At 39.8% G+C, this 26800-nt stretch carries 25 protein-coding genes and 1 riboswitch; of the genes, 9 read left to right on the top strand and 16 right to left on the bottom strand.

The window, feature by feature from the left end; translation table 11 throughout:
- The first annotated feature begins 440 nt into the window (after nucleotides 1–440).
- Nucleotides 441–1307 carry a porin Omp33-36 gene (gene omp33-36, locus MKL32_RS15440; protein WP_039908642.1) on the top strand — a complete coding sequence of 289 codons (867 nt, stop codon included), beginning with the start codon at nucleotides 441–443 and terminating at the stop codon, nucleotides 1305–1307.
- A 116-nt stretch (nucleotides 1308–1423) separates the two neighbouring features.
- Here omp33-36 and MKL32_RS15435 read toward each other — a convergent pair whose 3' ends face one another.
- Nucleotides 1424–2074, bottom strand: a complete 651-nt coding sequence (locus tag MKL32_RS15435) for a response regulator (RefSeq protein ID WP_004909861.1) — start codon at nucleotides 2072–2074, stop codon at nucleotides 1424–1426.
- Between the two features lie 353 nt (nucleotides 2075–2427).
- Between MKL32_RS15435 and msuE the strand changes: the two genes are divergently transcribed.
- Both msuE and sfnG read left to right on the top strand, forming a co-directional pair.
- Nucleotides 2428–3168 (top strand): FMN reductase, encoded by a 741-nt coding sequence (gene msuE / locus MKL32_RS15430; protein WP_039047803.1) that lies wholly within the window; start codon nucleotides 2428–2430, stop codon nucleotides 3166–3168.
- A 22-nt stretch (nucleotides 3169–3190) separates the two neighbouring features.
- Nucleotides 3191–4303: a dimethylsulfone monooxygenase SfnG gene (gene sfnG, locus MKL32_RS15425; RefSeq protein WP_204379242.1), complete on the top strand. Its 1113-nt coding sequence runs from the start codon at nucleotides 3191–3193 to the stop codon at nucleotides 4301–4303.
- Between the two features lie 73 nt (nucleotides 4304–4376).
- Here sfnG and MKL32_RS15420 read toward each other — a convergent pair whose 3' ends face one another.
- Nucleotides 4377–4790, bottom strand: a complete 414-nt coding sequence (locus MKL32_RS15420; protein ID WP_262579449.1) for an Lrp/AsnC family transcriptional regulator — start codon at nucleotides 4788–4790, stop codon at nucleotides 4377–4379.
- Nucleotides 4791–4892: 102 nt separating this feature from the next.
- On the opposite strand from MKL32_RS15420, the gene MKL32_RS15415 reads away from it, so the two are divergent.
- Complete coding sequence (locus tag MKL32_RS15415; RefSeq protein ID WP_262579448.1) at nucleotides 4893–5447, top strand: cysteine hydrolase family protein; 555 nt, start codon at nucleotides 4893–4895, stop codon at nucleotides 5445–5447.
- Between the two features lie 42 nt (nucleotides 5448–5489).
- Here MKL32_RS15415 and acs read toward each other — a convergent pair whose 3' ends face one another.
- Complete coding sequence (acs, locus tag MKL32_RS15410; protein WP_004964902.1) at nucleotides 5490–7433, bottom strand: acetate--CoA ligase; 1944 nt, start codon at nucleotides 7431–7433, stop codon at nucleotides 5490–5492.
- A 281-nt stretch (nucleotides 7434–7714) separates the two neighbouring features.
- On the opposite strand from acs, the gene MKL32_RS15405 reads away from it, so the two are divergent.
- Nucleotides 7715–8284 (top strand): DUF805 domain-containing protein, encoded by a 570-nt coding sequence (locus MKL32_RS15405; RefSeq protein ID WP_087539950.1) that lies wholly within the window; start codon nucleotides 7715–7717, stop codon nucleotides 8282–8284.
- A 107-nt stretch (nucleotides 8285–8391) separates the two neighbouring features.
- A complete protein-coding gene (locus MKL32_RS15400; RefSeq protein WP_005403392.1) occupies nucleotides 8392–9372 on the top strand; it encodes a mechanosensitive ion channel family protein in 981 nt (326 codons plus the stop codon).
- On the opposite strand, the gene MKL32_RS15395 is transcribed toward MKL32_RS15400, so the two are convergent.
- The 5 genes from MKL32_RS15395 to prfB all read right to left on the bottom strand — a co-directional run bounded on the left by MKL32_RS15395 (nucleotide 9352) and on the right by prfB (nucleotide 14130).
- Nucleotides 9352–10062 (bottom strand): 16S rRNA (uracil(1498)-N(3))-methyltransferase, encoded by a 711-nt coding sequence (locus tag MKL32_RS15395; protein ID WP_270900731.1) that lies wholly within the window; start codon nucleotides 10060–10062, stop codon nucleotides 9352–9354. The two genes, MKL32_RS15400 and MKL32_RS15395, sit on opposite strands and share 21 nt — an antisense overlap.
- Nucleotides 10059–11378, bottom strand: a complete 1320-nt coding sequence (locus tag MKL32_RS15390; protein ID WP_270900730.1) for a 3-deoxy-D-manno-octulosonic acid transferase — start codon at nucleotides 11376–11378, stop codon at nucleotides 10059–10061. Before MKL32_RS15390 ends, MKL32_RS15395 begins: the two co-directional genes overlap by 4 nt.
- A gap of 101 nt (nucleotides 11379–11479) precedes the next feature.
- The gene (locus tag MKL32_RS15385; protein ID WP_204379245.1) at nucleotides 11480–12544 is read right to left on the bottom strand and encodes an alkene reductase; all 1065 of its coding nucleotides are present in this window, start codon (nucleotides 12542–12544) and stop codon (nucleotides 11480–11482) included.
- Between the two features lie 26 nt (nucleotides 12545–12570).
- Nucleotides 12571–12873: an ArsR/SmtB family transcription factor gene (locus MKL32_RS15380; RefSeq protein WP_005403396.1), complete on the bottom strand. Its 303-nt coding sequence runs from the start codon at nucleotides 12871–12873 to the stop codon at nucleotides 12571–12573.
- 161 nt (nucleotides 12874–13034) lie between these two features.
- Nucleotides 13035–14130 (bottom strand): peptide chain release factor 2 gene (gene prfB / locus MKL32_RS15375; RefSeq protein WP_099947891.1). Its coding sequence is split into 2 segments (ribosomal slippage): nucleotides 13035–14057 and nucleotides 14059–14130, totalling 1095 coding nucleotides; the frame shifts between segments, so codons are not numbered across the junction.
- Between the two features lie 406 nt (nucleotides 14131–14536).
- Here prfB and MKL32_RS15370 point away from each other — a divergent pair.
- Nucleotides 14537–15304 carry a putative porin gene (locus MKL32_RS15370; RefSeq protein WP_270900729.1) on the top strand — a complete coding sequence of 256 codons (768 nt, stop codon included), beginning with the start codon at nucleotides 14537–14539 and terminating at the stop codon, nucleotides 15302–15304.
- A 253-nt stretch (nucleotides 15305–15557) separates the two neighbouring features.
- On the top strand, nucleotides 15558–16481 hold the full coding sequence (locus MKL32_RS15365) for a putative porin (RefSeq protein ID WP_270900728.1): 924 nt from the start codon (nucleotides 15558–15560) through the stop codon (nucleotides 16479–16481).
- A gap of 35 nt (nucleotides 16482–16516) precedes the next feature.
- Here the strand turns inward: MKL32_RS15365 and recJ are convergent, their stop codons facing one another.
- From recJ to MKL32_RS15335, 6 genes are all read right to left on the bottom strand, one after another.
- A complete protein-coding gene (recJ, locus tag MKL32_RS15360) occupies nucleotides 16517–18217 on the bottom strand; it encodes a single-stranded-DNA-specific exonuclease RecJ (RefSeq protein WP_270900727.1) in 1701 nt (566 codons plus the stop codon).
- Nucleotides 18218–18874 carry a pyridoxamine 5'-phosphate oxidase gene (pdxH, locus tag MKL32_RS15355; protein WP_004909891.1) on the bottom strand — a complete coding sequence of 219 codons (657 nt, stop codon included), beginning with the start codon at nucleotides 18872–18874 and terminating at the stop codon, nucleotides 18218–18220.
- Nucleotides 18875–18886: 12 nt separating this feature from the next.
- Nucleotides 18887–20224 (bottom strand): phosphoglucosamine mutase, encoded by a 1338-nt coding sequence (gene glmM / locus MKL32_RS15350; RefSeq protein ID WP_151707894.1) that lies wholly within the window; start codon nucleotides 20222–20224, stop codon nucleotides 18887–18889.
- Between the two features lie 126 nt (nucleotides 20225–20350).
- Complete coding sequence (guaB, locus tag MKL32_RS15345; RefSeq protein ID WP_004909894.1) at nucleotides 20351–21817, bottom strand: IMP dehydrogenase; 1467 nt, start codon at nucleotides 21815–21817, stop codon at nucleotides 20351–20353.
- 139 nt (nucleotides 21818–21956) lie between these two features.
- On the bottom strand, nucleotides 21957–22322 hold the full coding sequence (locus MKL32_RS15340) for a YkgJ family cysteine cluster protein (protein ID WP_005403401.1): 366 nt from the start codon (nucleotides 22320–22322) through the stop codon (nucleotides 21957–21959).
- Nucleotides 22323–22457: 135 nt separating this feature from the next.
- Nucleotides 22458–23258 carry an MBL fold metallo-hydrolase gene (locus MKL32_RS15335; protein WP_005403402.1) on the bottom strand — a complete coding sequence of 267 codons (801 nt, stop codon included), beginning with the start codon at nucleotides 23256–23258 and terminating at the stop codon, nucleotides 22458–22460.
- Between the two features lie 212 nt (nucleotides 23259–23470).
- Here MKL32_RS15335 and MKL32_RS15330 point away from each other — a divergent pair, with 212 nt between their 5' ends.
- Entirely contained in the window at nucleotides 23471–25600 is a 2130-nt protein-coding gene (locus MKL32_RS15330) for a TonB-dependent siderophore receptor (RefSeq protein WP_125272724.1), read from the top strand.
- 57 nt (nucleotides 25601–25657) lie between these two features.
- Here MKL32_RS15330 and MKL32_RS15325 read toward each other — a convergent pair whose 3' ends face one another.
- Both MKL32_RS15325 and MKL32_RS15320 read right to left on the bottom strand, forming a co-directional pair.
- Complete coding sequence (locus tag MKL32_RS15325) at nucleotides 25658–26236, bottom strand: TMEM165/GDT1 family protein (RefSeq protein WP_004951316.1); 579 nt, start codon at nucleotides 26234–26236, stop codon at nucleotides 25658–25660.
- A gap of 83 nt (nucleotides 26237–26319) precedes the next feature.
- A riboswitch (yybP-ykoY riboswitch) is annotated at nucleotides 26320–26461 on the bottom strand.
- Nucleotides 26462–26496: 35 nt separating this feature from the next.
- Nucleotides 26497–26784 (bottom strand): hypothetical protein, encoded by a 288-nt coding sequence (locus tag MKL32_RS15320; RefSeq protein ID WP_004951312.1) that lies wholly within the window; start codon nucleotides 26782–26784, stop codon nucleotides 26497–26499.
- Nucleotides 26785–26800: the final 16 nt, after the last annotated feature.

Raw genomic sequence — 26800 nt, 5'->3', positions numbered from 1 at the left:
TGATCGTTTTTTGGAATTAAAAAACAACACTGTTCAATTAAATAGCAAACCTTGACCCGAACTACTGTTAAAAAATATGATTTATCATTCCAATTTGTAAAAAAAATAGATTTTGAACACAATTTTTCCAGCCAATTATGACAGTTTTAAGAAACCAGTAATTGATAAATTAGATTAATACAATCGTATTTATCAATCAAAATAGTAAATTATGAACTCCAAATAATATGTGTTTCGATTCACTATTTTGAATCTATCTATTTGTAAGATATAAACTTCAATATCGGTTGACAGCACCACACACAGTTGTATGTATTTTGATCACAACCTGAGTGCATTATGATCGTTTATCGGGTTCTCAGATTTATTACATTGACATCATATTTTGTTACAATACAATGACTCAACTTTATTCACTACTGTTAAAGCTGGAAATTATTATGAAAAAACTCGGTTTAGCCACTGCTTTAGTATTAGCCATGACCGGTGCTCACGCTTACCAATTCGAAATACAAGGTCAGTCTGAAGCTCTAGATTCTAACGGAGATAACAGAGATTTTAATAATTACACTGTTGGCGGACAAGCAACTTATTACTTAAAAAATGTAGATGCTTCTAAAGGTCCTTTAGCTGAAGCAGCTTTTGTTAATCAAGCTTCTAACGTATCTCTTGGTTATAACTTTGCTAATTTAGATGATACTAAATCTCAAAACGTAGGTGTTAAAGCTGAAGCTTATGTACCAACTCCATATACACCAGCATATGCAAGCTTAAGCTATAGCGCGACTGATAATGATGGTAAATATGGTGAGACTGATGACCGTGGTCAGCGTTGGGCGGTTGAATTTGGTTCGGTAATCGCTCCAAACTTCCTTGTTGCTGTAGGTTATACAAACGTTGTTGAACAAACATCTTTGGATACTTTCAAAATCTTAAATAGTGGTTTTGCTAAAGCAGTTGGTGAAACAGCGACTATCGCTGATGACCAAGATGCAATCACTGCTCGTACTAAATACGTGGGTGCGATCGATGGTACTCCAATGTCAATCGGTTTTGAAACTGGTCTCGTTTATGGTGAAGACACTGCATACGAGTTAAAAACTGATTTGTACTTAAACTCTCAACTTAGCGCTGGTGTTTCTTACGCTGAATCTAGCTTTGCTGGTTCACCAGACTCAGCTTGGGGCGTGAACGTAAATTACTTCATCACTCCAGCGATCGCTGTTGGTGCAAGCTACTTAAATGCTAATGGTGTTAATGCAGCTGATATGCAAACTGTAGGCTTAAACGCTAAAGTACGCTTCTAATGCAGTCATAGATGTTCTAATTAAGCATCTATGCATAAAAAACCCAGTTCATATGAACTGGGTTTTTTATTGTCTTTAAACATTTGAATAACCGAATGAGTTATTCAACTTGTTAATTACATCTTTTTATCTTCGATATTTAATGCACTAATCGCAAGTACTGCCTGCGTACGGTTTTGTACGCCTAATTTGCGGAAAATTGCTGTCACATGCGCTTTAATTGTCGCTTCTGATACATCTAGCTCATAAGCAATTTGTTTATTTAACAAGCCTTCAGCAACCATCATCAGCACACGGAACTGTTGTGGTGTGAGTGATTGTAAACGTTCTGCCAAAGCCGTTTCATCGGCAGCTCGAGGATCAAAACCTGAATGTGTCGGTAGATTTGGAGGTAACCAAATCTCACCTTCCAAAACATGTTTAATAGCTTCACCAATATGACTTGGATGAGATGATTTTGGAATATAACCCATCGCACCATGTGCAATCGCACGCTGAATGATGGAGGTTTCTTCATGTGCAGAAACAACAATGATTGGAATTGCAGGATATTGCGCTCTCACATATACCAACGCAGAAAAACCAGAGGCACCTGGTAGATTTAAATCCAACAAAACTAAATCTGGCTCTGCACCATGTTCTAAGCGTTCATAAAATTCATCAACATCCGCAGTTTCCTGAATTTGTGCCTGCGGAATGCTATAACGAACCGCTTGAATCAAAGCGTGTCTAAATAACGGATGGTCGTCTACAATTAAAATATTCATAAGCGCTTTACGCAATCTGCAAGTACGTCACTGTACGGTGTTTATTCAAATCTAATCTATCTTAGCCTATTTTTGAAATAAACTGTTGTAAGAGCATCAAAACTTATTTATTTCGCAAATATGAAAAATAAATCAGATAATGATATAACTCACACAACCTAGATCATTCCCAAACTACTATACCGAAATAGCGAATAGAAACAGAGCATTAAATTCATTTAATTTGCTTCAAAACGTGATTTTTCAACTTATATTTAAAAAAGATAAGCTTGCAGCATTTCCTTATTTTACAGTCGACAGGAGCTATAGATAAATAAATAGCAATTCCTTATTGCTGATTTAGGCGTTTATCCATGTCACATCAAAATAACCTTTCTACTCCCTTAAATATTGTTGCGGTCTCAGGTGGCTTAAATAGCCCATCAAAAACAGAAAGCTTGGTACAAGCAATTTTGGATGAACTTGCGGAGGCAACTCAGATCCATGTGCATTTTATTAAACTCAGTGAGATTGGTCCCTTATTAGGAGGCGCCATCTATCGAAATCAGTTACCACAACGTGTCCAAGATGATTTAGCTGCAGTTGAAGCTGCCGATGCATTGATCGTGGGAACACCTGTTTACCGTGCTTCATTTACAGGGTTGTTTAAACACTTTTTTGATTTCGTAGAGCAAACCGCTTTAGTTGATGTACCTGTTTTGTTGGCTGCATCAGGAGGAAGCGACCGCCATGCTTTGGTACTAGAACATCAATTACGCCCGTTATTTAGCTTTTTCCAAGCACAAACCTTACCTATCGGGGTTTATGCAACAGATCGCGACTTTACCCCAGAATATACTGTTAAAAGTGAACAATTGGCGGATCGTGTCACCTTGGCTGTAGCACGAGCTCTGCCTATTTTGGAATGGGCACCCGCCAAAGGCAAACGTGCCGAAGTTATCAAAGCAAAAACTGAACAGGCCAATCAGAATCTCGGCATTAATAAACAAATTGAACAAGCCGAAGTTCTCCCTTCAGCCGCTGTCCCAGATTTGGATGCTGCGGAATCACGTTTACATCAGAAATCTAATAAAAATTTAACTCAGGTTGCATAAGCGACCTGAGGGAGGAAAATCTATGCCCTTACAATCATCAGAAATTAAGTTTGCATATTGGGTTCCAAATGTGAGTGGTGGTTTAGTGGTCAGTACAATTGAACAACGTACTGACTGGAGTTATGACTACAACATTCGTTTGGCGCAAACAGCAGAAAAAAATGGTTTCGAATATGCACTCACTCAAATCCGTTTTACCGCGGGCTATGGTGCAGAAAATCAGCATGAATCGGTGAGCTTTAGTCATGCTTTGTTGGCAAAAACAGAGAAACTCAAAGTGATTGCGGCCATTTTGCCAGGGCCGTGGAAACCAGCACTTGCAGCAAAGCAATTGGCAACGATTGATTATTTAACTCAAGGTCGTATTGCCATTAATGTGGTCAGTGGATGGTTCCGTGGAGAATTTGATGCAATCGGAGAGCCTTGGCCTGAGCATGATGAACGATATGTTCGTTCTGAAGAGTTTATTCGTACCCTTAAAGGCATTTGGACTACAGATAATTATAGTTTTGAAGGTAAATATTACCAATTTCAAAACTATACGCTAAAACCAAAGCCAGCACAGAAACCCTATATCGAAGTCTTTCAAGGTGGTAGTTCATGCGCCGCACGAGACATGGCAGCTCGTGTTTCTGATTGGTATTTTACCAATGGGAATAGCGTTGCAGAGATTAAGAAACAGATTGATGATGTCCGTGCCAAAGCAAAACTCGAAAATCGCCATGTGAAAATCGGAGTGAATGCTTTTATTATCGCACGAGATACGGAGCAAGAAGCTCAAGCCGTGCTGAATGAAATCATCTCTAAGGCAAATGTCGAAGCAGTCAATGCATTTGGTGATGCAACGCGTGAAGCAGGTGCAGCAGCACCAGAACAAGAAGGAAATTGGGCTAAATCAACCTTTGATGATCTCGTGCAATACAACGATGGTTTTAAAACTAACTTGATCGGTACACCACAGCAGATAGCTGAACGAATCGTGGATTTAAAAAGCGTAGGCGTTGATCTCATCCTGTCTGGCTTTCTGCATTTCATTGAAGAGGTTGAGTATTTCGGTGAAAACGTTCTACCTTTGGTTCGACAAATCGAACAGCAACAATTACAACACTTGCAAGTACCTGCCAAATCAGCTTAATACACTGTGATATAAGAAGAAAAAGAAAGAGTAAAAAACCTTTTCCTCAAGACTCGGCTTGGGGATTTTTATTTTAGTGAAGCTCTATTTCTCGCATCACAGTTTCAACTGAATAGCGACTCCACTGCGATAATTTCTCTATAAACTGATTGAATTCGGATGGATTAAAATGACTCACAATCATATAGCAGCCATTTCCTAAGGTTTTAAAACATTCATCTATCTGCGGATATTGCTTGACCAGTTGCTCAATCTCTGTAAAAGCCTGTTGCTCATTTAAGAACAGTTGAATGAATTGTTTATATTCATAACCTATCGTGATGGTGTAATTCTTAATAATACCCGCATCCATCAGTTGTGCGATTCGAGCACCTACAGTTTGCCCTGTACGATGCACGTGTTGCCCGATCTGCTTATGAGTCAGACGTGAATCGTGTTTGAGTAACGCAATAATTTTTAAATCAATTGGATCAAGTTCAATATTCATTTTTCATTACGAAAGAAAATAGGATTCAAAGCTTTCATCAGACTATAGCTGATTTTTCATCATCTCCCTAAGCTTGTTTTATCTCCTATTGGGACATTTAAAATGAAACAAGCACTACTCATTATCGACGTTCAAAATGATTATTTTAAAGATGGCAAAATGGAATTAGTGAATCCAGAGCATGCTTTAGAAAAAATTAATCAATTAGAACATTACTTTAATCAAAACAATTTACCGATTATTTATATTCAACATATCAACACTGCATCTGCGGGCTTTTTCCTTGAAAATACGCTGGGTGTTGAATTACATCCTAAACTCCTACTTAGCGACTCATCACTCGTTGTGCAAAAGCATTTTCCGAATAGTTTCTTAGAAACAAATCTTCAATCAGTGCTTCAAAAGCTTCAGATCGAACAACTCGTGATTACAGGCATGATGACGCATATGTGTATAGATTCAGGTACACGTGCCGCATGCGAGCTTGGCTATCAACCAATATTAATTGCCGATGCTACAGCAACTCGTGATCTAGAATATAAAGACTCCATCGTCAAAGCATCGGATGTACAGTCAGCGTTTTTATCAGCTCTAAATGTTTTTGCAAAAGTACAAAATACCTCTGATTTCCTGAACAATCAGAAAGCACGAAAATAAAAAAGAGCGTTCAGATGAACGCTCTTTCCAGATATTTTAAATTCAACGATTTGGATAAACCGTTGCAATCAGGTTTTCCACCACTGCTGGCTCAGCCAATGTTGAAGTATCTCCTAAGCTATCTAACTCATTTGCCGCGATCTTACGCAAGATACGACGCATGATCTTACCTGAGCGTGTTTTGGGTAAAGCAGGTGCCCAATGCAAAGCATCTGGTGTCGCCACAGGACCAAGTACTTTACGCACCCAATCCACGAGCTCTTTACGAAGTTCTTCTGATTCTGCAACATCAGCCTGCAAAGTGACAAAAGTACAAATTCCTTGTCCTTTAATATCATGTGGCATACCAACGACCGCCGCTTCAGCGACTGCCTCATGCGCAACTAGCGCACTTTCAATTTCTGCTGTTCCCAAACGGTGTCCTGAAACATTGAGCACATCATCTACACGTCCAGTAATCCAGTAATAGCCATCAGCATCACGGCGTGCACCATCTCCTGTGAAATAGCAGTTTTTAAAAGTTGAGAAATAAGCTTCGATAAAACGCTGCGGGTCACCCCAAATCGTACGCATTTGACCTGGCCAAGAATCTTTAATCACAAGATTCCCTTCTGCTGCACCCTCTAACTCGTTACCTTCACCATCAACTAAAGCAGGTTGCACACCAAACAATGGACGTGTAGCAGAGCCTGGTTTGAGTGCAGTTGCACCTGGTAATGGTGAAATTAAAATACCACCTGTTTCAGTTTGCCACCATGTATCGACAATTGGGCAACGACCTTCACCGACTACTTCGTGATACCAGTTCCATGCTTCAGGGTTAATTGGTTCACCCACCGAACCAAGCAAACGTAAACTGCTGCGATCACTTTCACGGACATAGGCATCACCTTCACGCATCATCGCGCGAATCGCAGTTGGTGCAGTATATAAAATGGTAACGTTATGTTTATCAATTACATGCCCGATACGTGCCCATGTTGGGTATTGAGGAATTCCTTCAAACATCACTGTGGTGGTTGCATTGCTTAATGGACCATACAACAAATAGCTATGTCCTGTAATCCAACCCACATCAGCAGTACACCAGTACACATCATCTTCTTTTAGATCAAAGACTTCTCTGAATGTGGTATTCACATAAACTAAATAACCACCCGTGGTATGTAATACCCCTTTTGGTTTGCCTGTAGAACCCGAGGTATAGAGAATGAATAGAGGATCTTCCGCTTTCATCGGTTCAGGTGGGCAATGCTCATCCACTTCCATGATGGCAAGGTGGTACCAAACGTCACGATCATCATTGAATTGAATTGGGTTTCCAGTACGATGAACCACGATTACATGTTCAACACTTTCTGTCCCTTTGATTTGCAAAGCTGCATCTACATTCTCTTTCAATGGAATCAGCTTGCCACCGCGCATGCCAGCATCTGCAGTAATCACTAATTTTGCTTGGCTATCTTCAATACGACTCGCCAATGAGTCGGGTGAGAAACCACCAAACACTACACAATGGACTGCCCCAATACGTGCACAAGCCAACATCGCAATTGCTGCTTCAGGCACCATTGGCATATATAAAACGACACGATCACCCTTCACAATGCCCTGCTTTTTCAATACATTTGCGAAGCGGCATACTTCGTCATGTAATTCAGCAAAAGAAATAATTTTATGACGTGATGGATGATCACCTTCCCAAATAATGGCAGGCTTTAAAGGGTTGGTTTTTAGATGGCGATCCAGACAGTTTGCGGAGACGTTCAACTCCCCATCTGCAAACCATTCGATCTTGAAATTGTCCTGTTGAAAACTAGTATTTTTCACTTGGGTAAAAGGCTTGATCCAATCGACCTTTTTCGCTTCTTCAGCCCAGAATGCATCTGGCTGCTCGATAGAGTACTGATAACGTTTGAAATAGTCTGTTTCCGAGATTCTTGCCGTTTCTTTAAATTTCTCTGGCACTGGGTAGATTTCTTTCATAGCTCACTTCCTTGGTTTTTTATTTCATACCTTAGATATACTCATCTAGCATTGGTATGTTTTGTTTTCTCTTGCAGTATGGTCACCATTAACAAGAGCAAACAATTCGGCTTTGGTCGTAGGACTGTTATTGTTTTACAACCAATTTTATTTCAAAAATTTACTCAAAATAATTTAAAATTTAACAGCTTGTCTATGCTTTTTCTTTTTAAAATAAGTGAATATTTTGATCATTATGCATAGATTTAAAGATTAAATAATCAAAAAAATAGGTATCTGTAATGTTTGACTCTTCATCCACTAGTCGTAATGCTTTAGTAAAAGATAATCCACTGTCACCTAAAGGACGTTTTAATCGTCTGAGTTATTTGGGTTGGTATGGGTTACTGACCATCGTTTATCTCGCTACCTTCATGTGTATTATTGTCTTTGCAGGTCAATTGAGCATCAACAGTGTCAATGTAAATGATCCTATCATGCCTGCATTTTCAGGCATTGCGGTACTCGCACTAGTGATCTCATGGTTTCTCGCTTTTTATTTTCAAATCGTTTTTCTTATTCGACGTTTACATGATTTGAATAAAACAGGTTGGTTAAGCTTGTTATTACTGGTGCCATTTATCCAATTAGTTTTCACTCTCTATGTATTACTTGCAGCAGGAACACCTCACCGCAACGATTATGGGGATGTTCGCCCATCAAAAACTTGGGAAAAACTACTCGCTTGGATCATGATTCTCCTCAGTCTATTTATGATTTTCGGCATGTTTATTTTTGCTTATTATTTCGCAAGTCCTGATTTTTGGGATGCACCGACACAGATGATTCAAAACACAACCGAATATTTCTAAATCGACATCAATCGCTACTGTTAACGAATTTTTCATGCGTGCTGACGATAAATTTATTATGATTGCGTTCCTCATCACACCCAACTTTGCGAAATAGAGATTTTCTTGTGGCAAATGAACAACCGACATTGACTGATGTCGCAAAAGATACTGGCGAATTGATTCACCAAGCAGGTGCCAAAACAACGCAAACTGTATTGGCACACACTGAAAAATATCAAGATGCATATACGACCATCGATAAGATCATGGACAGTTTCTGGGAACGTGTTCCTTATATTTGTATTGCCTTGGTCGTTTTTATCATTTTCTGGTTACTGACCAAACTATTTAAATTGTTTATTCGTAAAACCTTGGAAAATCGAACTTACACGCGTCAAAATTTGGTGTTGGTATTAAACCGTGTCGGAAGTACCTTTATTATTTTCTTTGGTTTCCTAATCGCACTTGTGATCGCAATTCCAGGTTTTACACCGAGTCAATTGATTGGTGCTCTTGGAATTGGTTCGGTAGCAATTGGTTTTGCCTTTAAAGATATTTTCCAAAACTTACTGTCAGGAATCTTAATCTTGCTCAGTGAACCTTTCCGTATCGGTGACGATATCGTAGTCAATGGTTTGGAAGGAAATGTTGAAGATATCCAAATTCGTGCAACATTTTTACGCTCTCCCGATGGTCGTCGCATCGTGATTCCAAACGCGACGGTATATACCAGCGCTGTTATTGTGAACAGTGCGTATCAACGTCGCCGCTGCGAGTTTGTTGTAGGAATTGGGTATGAAGATGACATACAAAAGGCTAAGAAAATTATTCTGGATATCCTGAATAATAATATGACTGTACTCAGTCAGCCTGCTTTTTCTGTAAATGTCACTGCTTTGGCGGATTTCTCAATTAATTTAACCGTGCGTTGGTGGGTCAACACCACCGAGACATCGACCTCTGCATCGATCAGTGAAATTCAAGAATTGGTTGTTACGGCTTTTGATGAGAAAGGGATTTCGATTCCTTACCCTGTGCAAGAAGTCAAAGTCTATCGCGGTGATCAATCAGATAACACCGAAAATTTAGACAAACAAACGACCTAAGATATTCGACACCGCTGTTTCAGTTCGCAAAATTCGGTTGCCTAGACTCATTGCTTGGCAACCATTTTTTTTGAGTAACTCAATTTCGTAAGGTATAAACCCACCTTCTGGTCCCACTATTAAATTACAGCCATGAGCTATCGCATGGGGCATCGATTGTTCTGCATAAGGATGTGCGACATAAGCAGGTCTTTGCTCTGAGATCAAAGTCGGTAAGACATCTTCAACAAAAGGTTTGAACCGTTTGTAGAGTTGAATTTCAGGAACAATCGTATCGCCAGCTTGCTCTAAGCCGAGTGTCACATAATCATCGAGTTGTTGCATAAAAGGACTTTGCCAATAACTTTTATCAACCCGATAGCTATGAATCAAACTTATGCGTTCCACACCTAGCGTCACCGCATCCATAATCATACGTCGCAACACTTTGGGGCGAGGTAAGGCCAAGATCAAATGCACAGGGAGTTTATTCGGCACACTTTCTGTTTGAATGGGTCTTAGCATAATCTGCTGTGCTGTAATACTCTGCACTTCAGTGAGATAACGCTGACCATCACGAACGCCTACCTTTAAAGTATCTCCAGCCTTTAATTGAAGATGTTGATTCAAGTGCTTGATTTGACGTTGATCCTCGATTGACCAAATATCACTTGAGCAATCTTGGTTAGCGTTCAGTAAAACGATATTCATGAAGCAGTTCGTTGCGCTAAATAATGGTCAATTAATTGAATATGTTTTTGCAATGAGCCTTTATTGCGTTGCAACACCAATTCAGCTTGATGAATCAATCGCTGGCTTTGCTCTGGATGATTTAGGCAACTCATCAGATTTTGTATAACTAGCTCAGCATTTTCAGCAACAAGGATCCCTTCTTCCGTCACAAACTCATCGACAATTGTTTGAAAATTAAAATAGCGAGGACCAATCACAGTGGGTACATCTAAAACCATTGGTTCTAAGATATTGTGCCCACCGCCTGGTTCATTGAGTGAACCACCGACAAAACATGCCTGACTTAATGCATACCATAACCACATCTCACCCATACTATCTGCAAGATATACCTGTGTATCCGCTGTAATCTCTTGTTTAAGACTACGCCGCTGCGTATTTAAATTCAGGGTTTGGCAGATCTTATGCACCTCATCAAAACGCTCTGGATGACGTGGTACAACGATACACAACAAATGAGGATTTGAATTTAAATGTGGCTGTAACTGTTTAAGTAACTGTTCTTCTTCAGGTGCATGTGTGCTGGCTAAAGTAATAATTTGGCGTTTCTCTAACTGCCATGCCTGTTTTAACTGTTCAGCTTGCTCAATAAAGGAGGTCGGAGCACTAATATCAAATTTAATATTTCCAACAACCTGACTTTTGGCTTTCTCTAAGCCTAAATCCACATAGCGTTGCTGTGTCGCTTGATCTTGCGCCAACATCCACGTTAATTGTTGCAACATAACTTGGGTAAGTCGACTTACCTTGGCATAGCCTTTGGCGGATTTTTCAGAAAGACGTGCATTAAGCAAAATACATGGAATCTGTTGCTGTTTCGCTTGGGCAATTAAATTTGGCCAAATCTCAGTTTCAACTAAAGCGAGTAGCTTCGGCTGATACAAATCAAAAAATTGCTTGAGTAATGGTTTTTGATCAACAGGCAAATATACAGCTTGAAATAACGCTAAGTAGGGTGCTTTAAGAAAAAGTGATTTGGCACGGGCTTGCCCCGTTTTTGTGGTATTGGTCACTAAGACAGGATGACCTAATTTTAAATAATGCTCGATAAGAGGTTGTGCAGCATTGGTTTCACCGACAGAAACCACATGGAACCAGATCGTATGCAGGTTTTTTGGCGTTTGAAATGGTCCAAAACGCTCAAGGCATTCTTGTTGAAAGAGCTCTTCGCTTTCAGCACGTTGTTTTATTTTCCAGCGGTATACAGGCTTGAGACAAGCCAATAAAATGTTATACCAAAATGGTGTTTGTTGTGCTGCGATTTCCTGCGCCATCCTAGACCATATATTTCGATTTGATTTCAGCACATTATGCGGAATTTCAAAAAAAAACTCATGCCATTTTGGTAAATGACATGAGTAATTCTAAAAACAACTTAAGCTCCGAGTTGTTCAAAAACAGGATAATCCGTATAACCTTCGGCACTCGGACCATACAAGGTGTCGAATTGAACCTGATTAAGCGGTAGATCATTTTCTAAACGCTCGAATAAATCAGGATTTGCGATATATGCTAAACCAAATGCAACTGCATCCGCTTGTTCAGTTGCTAAAATACGCTTGGCTGAATCTGGCGTTAATTTTTCGTTGGCAATCCAAGCACCTTTGAATTTAGGACGCAACTTTGGTTGTAAACTATCTTCAGCTTCATACTCGCGAGTAAAGATAAACGCAACATTACGCTGATCTAATTGCTCAACGACATAACCAAAAGTTGCTAATGGATTATCATCACCCATATCATGAGAATCAGCACGTGGCGCTAAATGTACACCGACACGACCTGCACCCCATACTTCAATAAATGCATCAACGACTTGCAACAACAAACGTGCACGGTTTTCAATTGAACCACCGTATTCATCTTCGCGAGTATTGGTTTTACTTTGCAAGAATTGATCGATTAGATATCCATTGGCAGCATGCAGCTCAACACCATCAAAACCTGCAGCCTTCGCAAGTTCAGCAGCGTGTTTATACTCAACTACAATTTCTTGAATTTCTTCGTGCGATAAAGCTCTAGGTGTCACAAACGGGCGTTTCGGACGAAGTAAACTCACTTCCCCTGCTGGCTGGATTGCACTTGGTGCGACAGGTGTATCACCATCTAATAAGTCTGGATGTGAAATACGTCCTACATGCCATAACTGAACGACAATTTTTGAACCTTGCGCATGCACGGCTTTTACGATTTTATTCCAAGCTTGCGCTTGTTCTTGTGACCATAAACCTGGGGTATTGGCATATCCTACCGCTTTCGGGCTAATCACAGTCGCTTCAGTAATAATAAGACCTGCATTAGCACGTTGTTGGTAATACTCAACCATCAGATCATTTGGGATACGTTGTTCACCGCTACGTGCTCTTGTTAACGGTGCTAAAACCAAACGGTTCTTGATTGTAAAGTCACCGACTTGCAATGCAGAATTTAACTCAGCCATAATCGCCTCAACTTACACTTGTTACTTTAAAGTGTTTGTTTTAAATGTTCGATGTATTGCTGAATCAAAGCTTCATTACGCGTAAAATATGACCATTGCCCATATTTCTCAACCTTAATCAAACCTGCTTGCTGTAATACAGACAGATGATTTGACATGGTCGATTGAGCAACCTTTCCTAAACGTTCGATGTGTCCTGCACATACGCCGCGTTCGAAACTGCCACCACATTCTTGTACAGGTAAAAATTGCTCAGGCTCTTTCAGCCATTGCAAAATCTGTCTACGCAACGGATTGGCTAAGGCTTTGCTTATAACATCAATATCCATAGACTCACCACGTTTCTCAACAGGCAAAGCTTTGTTCAGCATCTCAACCCAGTATATCGAATTTTATAAATATTAATATCTATTTTTTTCGATATTAATATCATATTTTTTCGATTAAGGGTCGAGAGCTGAACGAGATTGCCGTTTTTATTGGATAAAACTTACAGACCTTGTTTTAAACTCGCTTCAATAAACTTGTCTAAATCCCCATCAAGCACAGCTTTTGTATTGGAGTTTTCGACACCTGTACGCAAGTCTTTAATACGTGAGTCATCAAGTACATAAGAGCGAATCTGACTTCCCCAGCCAATATCCGATTTAGAATCTTCGAGCGCCTGAGCTGCTTCGTTGCGCTTGCTCATTTCTAACTCATAGAGTTTGGCACGTAGTTGTTTCCACGCATGGTCACGGTTGGCATGTTGTGAACGTTGGTTCTGACATGCAACCACAATACCTGTTGGCGCGTGAGTCAGACGAACAGCTGAGTCAGTTTTGTTAATATGCTGACCACCCGCGCCTGATGCACGATAGGTATCCGTACGGACATCTGATGGATTGATATCAATTTCGATATTGTCATCAATCTCTGGTGAAACGAATACGGCAGAGAATGAAGTGTGACGGTTATTATTACTATCGAATGGAGATTTACGAACTAAACGGTGTACACCACTTTCTGTACGTAACCACCCATAAGCAAATTCACCATCAACTCGAATCGTCGCTGATTTAATACCCGCCACGTCACCATCAGAAACTTCCATCAGTTCAGCTTTGAAACCATGACGCTCGATCCAACGCATATACATACGTAATAACATCGAAGCCCAGTCTTGTGCCTCAGTACCGCCCGAACCAGATTGGATTTCAAGGAAGCATGGGTTTGGATCCATCGGATTACTAAACATACGACGGAATTCGAGGTTCCCAAGAGCTTGTTCAGCGCTATCCAATTCTGCTTGCACATCTTCAAGTAAGCTTTCATCATCAGCTTCAACAGCCAGATCAAGCATTGCTTTTGCATCATCTAACTGTTCTGCAAGACGATCAAATACACCTAAAGTATTTTCTAAACTGCCCTTTTCTTTCGCAATTGCTTGCGCACGACTTTGGTCATTCCAAATCGCAGGGTCTTCTAATTCTCTTAAAACTTCTTCTAAACGCTCTGCTTTTAGATCGTAGTCAAAGATACCCCCGTAGTGTTTGGCTACGATCAGATAAATCTTTCAATTGGATTAAATACGGATTGATTTCCACGCGTCTGTTCTCACAAATTTTCACCTAACCTAATATTTTAACATAAGTGCTTTATGCGACACAGCCATAACCTTTTAAAGTGTTTTTCTTATAGATTTACTATTTACTTATCAGAAATATTGAAACAAAGTAATCGTACTTTGAAACATCTAGCGACAAGATTGTCGCTTAAATACACGAAAATTACCTAAATACACAATCTCTCCTAAGTTTTAATAAATCAAAACATTATTAAATACTAGTTATAAATCAATATTTTATATTGTAAATTTTACATAAAAATTACATTCGTACAGTTTGATTACTTTCCTTTGATTGACCAGCTAAAGTTTTTAACTAGACTGATAGTTGTAACAAAACATGTAATTAACATTCAATTGGTTCATTATCTCAAAGGGGAGTAGCCATGAAAAAATTAGCAATTGCATCAGCACTTTTATCTGCTTTGGCAGTAACAGGTACTGCACATGCGTATCAAGCTGAAGTCGGTGGTTCATATACTTATACAGATTGGGATCAGTTCGATAGTACACATAGTTTTGGTGTAGATGGGACTTATTACTTTAATCCAGTCCAAACACGTAATGCACCTCTTGCTGAAGCAGCGTTCTTGAACCGCTCTAGTAATGTAAATGCAAAAGTGAATTATGCCGACAATGACGGTGTGAAGAACTCGCAATACGGTGTTGGTGTTGAATACTTCGTTCCGAACAGTGACTTTTACTTAAGCGGTAATTTAGGTCGTGACGAACTTGAAGTAGACAACCTGCCAATCGATCAAAAAGTAACAACTTATAGTGCTGAGGTAGGTTATTTACCAGCACCAGGTTTATTACTTGCGCTTGGTGTTAAAGGATACGATGAGAAAGATGGTAAAGATGGCGCTGACCCAACTGTACGTGCTAAATACGTCACCCAGGTTGGAGCGAATGATGTCAACCTAGAAGCTTATGGTGCATTTGGTGATTTAGATGAGTACGGTGTTAAAGGTGACTTCTATCTCGACAAAACCTTAAGTGTCGGTGCAGATTACTACAACAATGACCTCACAGAACGTGATGAATGGGGTATTTCTGCGAAGAAATTCCTAAATCAACAAGTAAGTTTAGAAGGTCGTGTTGGTTTTGGTGATGACTACAATACCTATGGTATCCGTGGTGCATATCGCTTCTAAATAAGAAAGTGACTAAACATCACTTCATACGAAAAGACAAAAGCCCTGCTCTTTAAGATCAGGGCTTTTTTTTATTTCTTAGATAAAAGTACATAGAAAAAGAATTAAGTCTCAAACCAATGGGTCGAAAAAAATATCAATAAAATTTTACTGTTCATTTAAGCATTATTGACGTGTTTTCAAATATCACTACACTACATCGCGCAATAACTTATTAATAGCACGTATTATTTTAACAAGGGGTCAGGTTTTTATGAAAAAATTAAGTCTTATTACTGCACTATTAACATCTTGCATCGGTTTAAATGCAAATGCATACCAAACTCAGCTTATGGGTGCTTATGAATATACATATATTAAAGACAGCGAAATGGATAGCCATCGCGTTAACACCGCAAGTGTAAATGGTAAATATTATTTTAACCCAGTTCAAACACGTAATGCTCCACTAGCGGAAGCGGCATTCTTAGATAAAACATCAAACATTGGCTTAGGTTATACCTATGCAGAAGAATCAGGTATTTATTCTTTTGTGAATTTTGGCGGAATACCGCAAATAAACGTAGATTTCAAACAAGAGTTCAACTCTATCGGTCTTAATGGTGAATTTTATATTCCCAACACGCAATTCTATATCTCAGGAAGTCTGCATAGAACCGACATAGAAGCGATTGCAAAGAGCTATAATGAGTCTTACAAATTTGCGAGTGATGATGGCAATGGTTATTCGGCTGAAGTAGGCTTTCTTCCAACACCTGGGATGCTACTTGCCGTAGGTGTCGCAGATTTATCGAAAAGTTTTGATCCTATTCAAGCTGCTCAATATGGCTTTATCACAACTTATTCAAATGCAGTCGCTATCACAGGCGAAGACGATGAAGACACTGCGATTACGCTTCGTGCTAAATATGTTTCACCTATTGCAGGTTATTACACCAATTTTGAAGCTCAGAGCTATATAGGTGATGAGACAACATATCGTTTAGCTGCTGATCTCTATCTAGACCCAACACTCAGTGTCGGAATTGCATTCGCAGATTCAACCGCTGAAGATGCAGATACCATTTTCAGCATTCGTGCGCAAAAATTCTTTACTCCAACATTTGCTGTGGGTGTTGGTTATACAGGGATCGACGGCGCGAACTCGTATGGAATTAACGGCACATTCCGCTACTAATCTTTCTAAAAACCGCTCAAATTTGAGCGGTTTTTTTATTGTTTTAAATGCACAATCTGTAATTGTAGACTGACATTTCCATTAAAAACATTACGCTCCAAGGTATAGACCAAATCAACAAAACCCTGCATTGGATTAAACTCAAAACGGTCAACCGCATTAAATGCAATTGCATCAATCGACTGTGTACCAAGTGAAAGTTTTAACTTGAGATGCTGATCTTTCAACCAGCGATAATCAATGACTTTGAATGTTCCTTGAAATTGTGGAAATGGAAATTTTTGTCCCCATGGCCCCATTTGTTCAATCCAATCCACTGTAGATAGATCTAAAGCGTTCTCAGGCAATTCACCATCTGTCCAAATCGTTGCATGAAACAATTCAGCATCAATTTCAGCAATTGTCTGAATAAATAGCTGTTTGAACTCATTAAAATGTGCTTTTTTGAGCGTCAAACCCGCTGCCGCTGCATGCCCACCAAAATGAGTCACAAGATGCGGATATTGCTCTGCGACATGTTCAATCATATCGCGGATATGAATCCCATCAATAGAACGTGCAGATCCCTTAATATGAATACCATCTTCATCGGGAGCAAAAACTAAACTCGGACGATGAAACTGCTCCTTTAAACGTCCAGCGACAATGCCAATTACACCTTGATGCCACTGTTCGTCATACATCACGATAGCGGGCGGAATTTGATCTGTTTCAAGTTGAACGTTTTGCAAAGCAATTAATGCTTGTTGCTTCATTTCAGTTTCAACTTGGCGTCGCTCAACATTTAACTGATTGAGTTGCTGTGCCAGTGGATAAGCTGTTGCCATATCCTCCGCGAGTAAGCATTCGATCCCAATTCTCATACTTTCCATACGACCAGCAGCATTGATTCTCGGTCCTAAGACGAAACCCAAATCTTGTGCTCGCAAAGTTGAAGCATCTCGACCTGCGACCTCAAGTAGCGCGAGAATACCTGCCCGACATTGGTTTTGCTGAATACGTTTTAGACCTGCATCAATCAAAATACGATTGTTATAATCCAAACTTGCAACATCCGCATAAGTACCTAAAGCAACCAAATCCAAGTATTGAGACACTTTGCTAGTACTTTTATTTTGCTGACTACGGTGAGTTGCCAATTTTGCTAAGACATAGAAAGCAACGCCAACCCCCGCCAGTGACTTACTCGAAAAGTCACAATCCAACTGATTAGGATTAACCACAGCTTCCGCACTTGGTTTTGGCTTAGTGGTCAGGTGATGATCTGTAATGATCACCTGCATCCCCAGTGCTTGAGCGACCTCAACACCTGCATGGCTTGAAATTCCATTATCAACGGTAATCAATAAATCTGGGCGATAAGTCTGGGCTGCTAACTCTGCAATCTTAGGTGTTAAACCATAACCATATTTAAATCGATCAGGAACAAGATACTCAACTCTTGCTCCCATCTCTCGAAGTACGAGAACCATCAAAGCCGTACTGGTTGCACCATCAGCATCATAATCTCCCACAATCACGATTTGTAATTGACGATCAATTGCTTGATCAATGATTTCTACAGCTCGATCCAAATCTTTTAGATTGGGTGCAAGCAGATGTTTAAGCTTCAGTTCTAGTTCTTGCTCTGAGGCAACACCACGTCGTGCCAAAATCTCGGCAATAAACGTTGGCACGCCCTGAAACTGTTCAGGGCGTGTGAGTAATGGTCTTTCTAAAATTTGAATTTTTGTCATTTATGGCATCAATCGTTGAACAACCCAAACCTGATCTGTTCTTTCATAACTCAAACGATCATGTAAACGATTTGGTCGACCTTGCCAAAACTCATAATAATCTGCTTCTAAACGATAACCGCCCCAAAATACAGGTTTAGCAAGCTCCTCTTGATCACCCACTTGCTGCTGCAAGTCCTCAAAACGAGACTGTAATGCTTCACGATCAGCAATCACACCACTTTGAGGTGTACTGATATGTGCTGCAATCTGACTGTCACGTGGGCGTTTATGGTAATAGTCGGTTGATTCTTGTTCAGAAATCTTAGTCACCTTTCCACTAATCCGCACTTGTCGTTCCAAACTCGGCCAATAAAACAATAACTCAGCGTATGGATTTTCCGCGAGATCCAAACCTTTTTGACTATCGTAATTGGTGTAGAAATCGTATCCGTTTTCAGTCGCTCCACGGAGTAAAACCGTACGAACATGTGGTCGACCTAGTCGATTAGCTGTTGCCAACGACATTGCGTACGGTTCATGCAAATTTGCAGCTAAGGCGTGATTAAACCAGTTTAAAAATTGAAGATGAGGATCATGACTGATTTGAGACTCATGCAACTCACCTTGCTCATAGCTTAAACGTAGTTCACTCAAATCTTTAATAACATCGTTCATTCTTGTCACCTTTTAAGCAGCTTGTGCTTGAGCTCGAACCGCATCTGCTAAGTGATTTGCCAAGGCTTCAACTTCTTCCAATTGATCACCTTCCACCATGACACGGATCACAGGCTCAGTACCTGATTTACGAATCAAAATACGTCCACGACCTTCAAGTTGTTTTTCGGCTTTATCAAATTCAGCGACTAAGGCTGGGATAGAATATGGGTCGAGCATTTGCTGCAAACGAACATTTACCAACACTTGAGGGAATAAAACAAAATCTTCAACCAATTCATGCAAAGCTTTACTTTGCTCTACCATGACAGTGAGCACTTGCAATGCAGCAATAATAGCATCGCCTGTCGTGCTCTTATCAAGGGTCAAGATATGACCAGATGGTTCACCACCAATCACCCAATTATTTTCTTCAAGTGCCTGTAATACATAACGGTCACCAACTTTAGCACGTACAAAATTGACATTTGCTTTTGCTAAAGCCAGTTCAAGTGCCATATTACTCATCACTGTACCCACAATACCCGCAGGTTTATGACTTGCTTGAGTCGCCAGAATATACAGAATATGGTCACCATCAACCAATTGACCGTGTTTATCAACCATCACGACACGATCTGCATCACCATCAAAAGCAATACCTAGATCTGCTTGTTGCTCTACAACGGCTTTCTGCAATAGTTCAGGATGCGTTGAGCCACAGTTTTCATTGATGTTTAAACCATCTGGCTCATTAAATAATGGAATTACCTTCGCACCCAACTCACGGAATACAGAAGGTCCAACGCTGTAGGCTGCGCCATTTGCACAATCGACCACAATTGTTAATTCACTTAAGTCGAAGTGATATGGAAAAGTTGATTTGCAGAACTCGATATAACGACCATTAGCATCTTTGACACGAACACTTTTACCTAAATTAGCTGTATCCTCGATGATCAAATCTTTTTCTAATTCTTGATTGATTTCTTCTTGCAAACAATCTGGTAGCTTTTTGCCTTCACTCGAGAAGAATTTAATTCCATTATCAAAATAAGGATTATGTGAAGCTGAAATCACAATACCTGCATGGGCATGGAGGGCACGTGTTAAATGCGCAATTGCAGGTGTAGGCAATGGACCTAGTAAGTGAACATATACTCCTGCTGCATTCAAACCTGCTTGCAAAGCGGCTTCCAAAATATAGCCCGATAATCGCGTATCTTTCCCCAAAACAACAATCGGTTTATTTTTGGGACTGTTTCGTTTCAACACCTTGCCCGCAGCAAAACCTAATTTTAATGCAAACTCAGGAGTAATGGGCATTTGTCCAAACTTGCCACGAATTCCATCAGTTCCAAAATAGCTCATCTTCTACTCACTTTCTTATCTTTTATATGACCTTTGATCATAGCTTTTTTACCCGTTTCACTTTACACCAAAACGAAAAAACCGTCAGCGAACTGACGGTTTTTCTATCGGTAAAATTACGAAAAATCAACCAACACGATAGTTCGGCGCTTCTTTTGTAATCGTAACGTCATGCACATGTGATTCAGACATACCTGCTGAAGTAATTTTCACAAATTTTGCATTTTGGCGAAGATCTTCAATTACAGATGAACCTGTATAACCCATAGAAGAACGTAAACCGCCCATCATTTGGTGTACGATGTTACCCATAGGACCTTTATAAGGAACACGACCTTCAATACCTTCTGGTACTAACTTTTCAGCACCCGCTTTAGAATCTTGGAAATAACGGTCAGCAGAGCCAGTTGCTCCAGCCATTGCACCCAATGAACCCATACCGCGATAAGCTTTGTAGTAACGACCTTGGAAGAATTCAACTTCACCAGGTGCTTCTTCAGTACCTGCAAGTAGTGAACCCACCATAATTGTGCTTGCACCCGCACCAATTGCTTTTGCCATATCGCCAGAGAAACGAATACCACCATCCGCAATTAACGGAATTTGGTCTTTCAATGCACTTGCAACACTGTCAATTGCAGAGATCTGCGGCATACCAATACCAGCAACAATACGTGTTGTACAGATCGAACCTGGACCAATACCAACTTTAACAGCATCAGCACCCGCATCAAGTAACGCCAATGCAGCATCACCCGTTGCAATATTTCCACCAATCACTTGAACTTGTGGATAGTTTGCTTTAACCCAACGTACACGCTCAATCACACCAGCTGAGTGACCATGTGCAGTATCAACGACGATCGCATCAACACCCGCATCAACTAAGGCTTCAACACGGCTAGGTGTTTCAGCACCTGTACCAACTGCTGCACCAACGCGTAAACGACCAAGGTCATCTTTACAACTGTTTGGATAGCTTTCCGCTTTACGGAAGTCAGTCACCGTAATTAAGCCTTTGAGTTCATTGTTTTCACCAACAACTAAGACTTTTTCAATACGGTGCTTTTGCAACAAAGCTTGAATATTTTCTTTCGACTCACCTTCACGAACAGTCACTAGACGGTCTTGACCCGTCATGATGTTGCTCACTGGTTGTTCAAGATTGGTTTCAAAACGAGTATCACGACCTGTGACGATACCCACAACTTTGCCATCTTTTACAACAGGTACACCGCTAATATTATTGGCTTGAGTAATTGCAATAAGTTCACGAACTGTCGTTTCAGGAGTTACTGTGATTGGGTCTTTCACCATTCCAGCTTCGAATTTTTTTACACGGCGTACTTCCGCAGCTTGTGCGGCAATATCCATGTTTTTATGCAAAATACCGATACCGCCATTTTGCGCCATCGCAATCGCCATACGTGATTCAGTCACGGTATCCATTGCAGCAGAAACAAGAGGGATATTAAGTTGAATTCCGCGAGTTAAACGTGTCTTTAAGGAGACATCTTTTGGGAGAACAGTTGAGTAGGCAGGAAGTAATAAGACATCATCGAAGGTTAACGCTTCTTGAACGATGGTCAGCATAACAATCTCACTGGTAAATTCCGTGAGCTATTATAAACAAATTTCAGGGTGATTTTCATTTTCTATGATGAAAATTATTTGAGAAAAGCTGTTGATCGATATATCAACTGCTTCAAAAACTCAATTTAAGCTATCGCAATCAACAGACTTGATCATAATCTTCATTATTTTCTGAGTCTTGTTGTTCAATATCTATCAACGGGATCAGATTGTATTTGAGCCGTGCTTTATTGCATTGTTCATCCGCAATTTTCACTTCTTTACAAGTTGTGCTTCGATCATGATATATCGAACAACTCACACGCGTTCCAACCTCACCTTCAAGAGCAATGCATTTGGGCTGTGATTGGTTGGTTCCCTTCATACAAGAATAAATAGCTGTGAGTGGTTCAACCATAGTTTCAGGGATATATTCAGCTTCAGCCCAATAAAATGAAACTCGATAATTCGCGCAGCATGCACCACAAGTCATGCATGCATCTGGCGTTGCAATTTGAGACAACATTTTTTTAAAATTCTCGTTATCAAAACCAATTCCTTTGCAACGAGAATCCTAAAAAAAGTCATTCTGAAAAACAATATTGCCTATAAATTTTTTATGCAATCATGCGTCGATTTTGCTAAATCACCTGCATCCAAATTAGATTGTTGGGCAGCTAAATACGTATTCGTTCATCAGATCAACACCGCATTCAAGTGTTTCAATCCAATCAAGAAATTGATTGATCATTTCTTTACCGACAAATGCCGTACCATGCTGTGGAACAATCATATCAATATCCATTTGACGAACCATATTGACCCATAAACGTATCACTTTGTTGGAACACATATAGCGTTGGTGAAAGCCTTTCATTTTTTTAATATGCGCTTCAAAGTCGACAATCGGCAGACTAGCATCTTCAACAATTGATGCGCCCATATCACCTGAGAAAAGAATCTTTGCAGTTGGGTCATAAAACTGAAAATTCCCGACGGAATGTAAGAAATGCGCAGGAACTGCAATAATCGCCGACTCTCCCAAAGGAATAACTTGACCTGTATCAGGGAGTTCAATCAAACGCTCTTCCCAATTGCCTTTCATTCGATCACTCATAAAAGCAGAATTGAGATGGGGTAAGAAACGTGCCCATAGCTTAGATGCAACGACTTTAGCATCGGTATAGACCAACCAACGTGGCATCGAAGTGATAATGTCAGGATCTTGATGCGAAGCCATCACATAATCTAGATTCTTCAATTTGGTATAGCGATTAAGTTCCATTGTGAGCGGGACATAAGTCAAATCACCACCTGGATCTAAGACAGCTGCACGATCATGATCAATAATTAAAAACTGGTTGGCTTGAATTCCCTCACCTTTTACCAAACTGGTAAAACTAATACATTTATGCTTACCATTATCGAATAATATCTGTGATGTTGTCCTTTCAAAGCTCATAGCAACCCCATAAAAATCTTTAAATATGAATTATTTTAATTCCATAATAAAATAATGGGATTAAGTTCATGTTTCAATCGAATGTTGGATATTTATCGTAATTTTTAAAAAATTCTTTTTCGATTTATTTATTGGATTTAGCACGCCCAAGCTATAAAATATAATAATTCTCATTAGCATCTTTATTGATCTACCCTTTCTTGGAAATTTCTATGCTCTTTACGCGCCCCACTTTACTTGCAACCTTTATTTTGAGCCATATAACAAGCGCTGCTTATGCAACTGAAGATCAAAGCAATATCCTTCCAACAATTTCCATCAAAGCTCAACAAGATAAAAACAATGATTATGTGGCGACACAAGCAACATCCACTTTGAAATCAAATGCGCCATTATTTAAAACAGCACAGTCTGTTACGGTGATTACCCAAGAACAATTACAACAAAAACAAGCTCAAACTTTGGCTGAAGCCCTAAATGGTGTTGCAGGGGTCGTCTCAGGGCAACTCGGAAGACGGGGTTGGGATGATTTTATTATTCGTGGGCAAACCTCATCTGATCAGGTCTTTATTGATGGGTTACGTCAAGGTCAAAGTACCTTTGTAGCTACTGAAATTTCAGGTATGGATCAAGTTCAAGTTTTAAAAGGACCTGCATCGGTTAATTTTGGTTTAGTTCAACCTGGAGGCATGGTGAACATGGTCACCAAACGCCCACAAGCCGAGAGCTTTTACCGCAGCGCTTTCACCTACGGCTCTCATCAACTCAAGCAAGCAACATTCGATATCAACTACAGTCCGAATCAAAGTGAGAAAGGTGCTTTTCGCTTAAATGGTCGCATCTCTGATCAAAATGATCCGACTGACTTTGTTTATTTTAAAAACTACTATATCTCACCTTCTTATAATTTTGATTTAGGCGAAAAAACTGATTTATCAGTAATTGCCAGCTATCAACATCGTGAATATCTACGACAACAAGGTTTACCAGTCTTAGGTACATTATTAAATAATCCAAATGGCGCATTGAATCCCAAACTATTGATTAGTGAACCATCACATGGCGCTTATGAGGCCGATGTCTATCGTATAGGTTATAATTTCGCACATCGTTTTGAAAATGACTGGCAATTTAAACAAAACTTTGCAGTACAAAAAACAGAAATGCTTGGACCCGCAGTATTTGCTGCAACAGGTAAAAACTTTTGGGCAAAAAACGAAGAAGGTAAAATTGATTACACCACGATCCAACGACAAGGGCGTTATCAAGATGTCGATAACTTAAATTTTTCTATCGATAATCAACTGCAAAAAACATTAAATTTCGGTAATACCTCACATGAAATCACAGTGGGAGTTGATGCCATGCAAGAAAAAAGTGATTACATCAATAATCGTTGTACAGTGGGTAATTTGAATCTCTATAAACCTGAATACAATACCAAGGTGACTTGCCCAGATATACCGACCAACCATGATATCAATCGTCTCAGATATACAGGTTTATATCTTCGTGATCGAATCGAATTGAATGATCAGCTGGTTTTGAATCTCGCGGGGCGACATGACTGGACTGAAACAACCACTCAAAATTTAGTTAAAAATACCGAAACAACCCAATCTGAGAATGCATTTACAGGTAATGCCTCTTTGCTTTACAGCATCAATGAAATCGCTGCACCTTATGTGAGTTATGCAACCTCATTCTTACCTGTAAGTGGTACGGATTTCTATGACAACGCCTTTAAACCCGAGAAAGGCAAGCAAATTGAAGTAGGTCTAAAACTACAAAGTCCAGATCAACGCATTCAAGGCAGTATCGCTTGGTTTGATTTACGTCGCCAAAATGTTTCCGTGACTGATCCAATCAACACAGGTTTTAAAGTACAACGTGGCGAACAGCTGACACGTGGAATCGAAACAGAGCTTGCAGCTCATTTATTTGATCAACTCAAAATTACTGCTGCTTATACCTACACGCCTGATGCAGAAATAAGTAAAGATACTCAAGCTGAAAATATCGGATTAACGATAGATAATGTTCCAGAGCACAGTTATAGCTTGTCTACACGCTATCGTTTTGAACCCAATTCAAATTTAGGTTGGTATGTAGGCGCAGGCGTTCGCGGTGAAAGCAAAAAAAGCATCAATGGTTTAACGGTCGATCTTCCAAGCTATACCTTGTTTGATACTGAGGCAGGTTATGATGCCGAACACTGGGGTGCTCAACTGGCAATCCGCAATATGTTTGATAAAGATTATTATGCTGGTGCGCTCAACGAGAACTTGGTTACTTTAGGCAATCCACGCCAAATTAATTTTACAGTGAAGTTTAATTATTAATTTTCTCTCGACATAAAAAATGCACCTGTTCAACAACAGGTGCATGTTTGAATAAGATTAAGCAAAATAATAATGCTGAACTAAGGTTGAAATACCTACCACCAAGAAAATCGCTGCACCGATTTTATGGATTAAAGAGATTGGTAATTTATCAGCCAACTTATTACCAATAAATACTGCTGGGGCATTTGCAAGCATCATCCCAACAGTAGTACCACACATGACCCAAAATACGCTGTCAAAACGTGCAGCTAAGGCAACAGTTGCAATTTGGGTTTTATCACCGATTTCGGCCAAGAAAAATAAAATAAAGGTCGCGCCAAATACTCCAAATCTCTGCCATTTATTGATGCTTTCTGTTTCATCACCAAGTTCATCAGGGATCAACATCCAGATCGCCATCCCGATAAAACCAAGTGCAAGTATCCAAATCAAAATTTCAGGACTGAGAACGGTCGTAATCCATTGACCAAAAACAGCAGAAATACCGTGGTTAATCGTGGTTGCTAATAAAATTGCGATGAGGATTGGAACAGGTTTTCGGAAACGTGCTGCTAACAATAAAGCGAGCAATTGCGTCTTATCACCCATTTCAGCAAGGGCAACGATCGAAGTAGAGATGAGAAATTCATACATAATTGAATGCTCTGGCTAGCAATATATGCCGATGATCTACCCCTCCTGCTAGCCAAAATCAATTAGATTGATGCAGAGTGATAAATCAAAGGTCTTGCCAACAAAAGCACAGCTAAATAGCTGTTCTTGGTTCTTTGCTATGATGACCATGTTCTGTTGAACAATTATGTTGATCATCACCTCTTTACTTTGCGTAAAGAGCGGCTACTCCCCAATGAAGTATTTTTTATTCTATCAAAGAACTTTATTGTTTTGAATCTTTAAGTCCAAAATTTTTGGTAACTCCACATTAACAATCGAACCAGACCTAATAGCAGAGCTAAATAAACACTTATACCAACAAAACTAAAACCACCCCAACCACTGCTCGTATTTAAATTTTGTGCCTGATATTCCATCGCCATCACAATGGTTGCGACTAATAATTCAATCCCCATCACAATATAAAGCACCCACTCTGATGGAAAATGCAGAAAGCTCACCCATAATCCCATAAGCACAGAAACTACCAGCAATAATGGCAACATGACTCTATAAATCGCAAACATTTCTCCACCTCAAATT

The organism is Acinetobacter sp. AOR34_HL, from assembly GCF_027854795.1.
GTDB classification, from domain to species: domain Bacteria; phylum Pseudomonadota; class Gammaproteobacteria; order Pseudomonadales; family Moraxellaceae; genus Acinetobacter; species Acinetobacter junii.
This window is presented reverse-complemented; position numbering and strand designations above follow the sequence as displayed.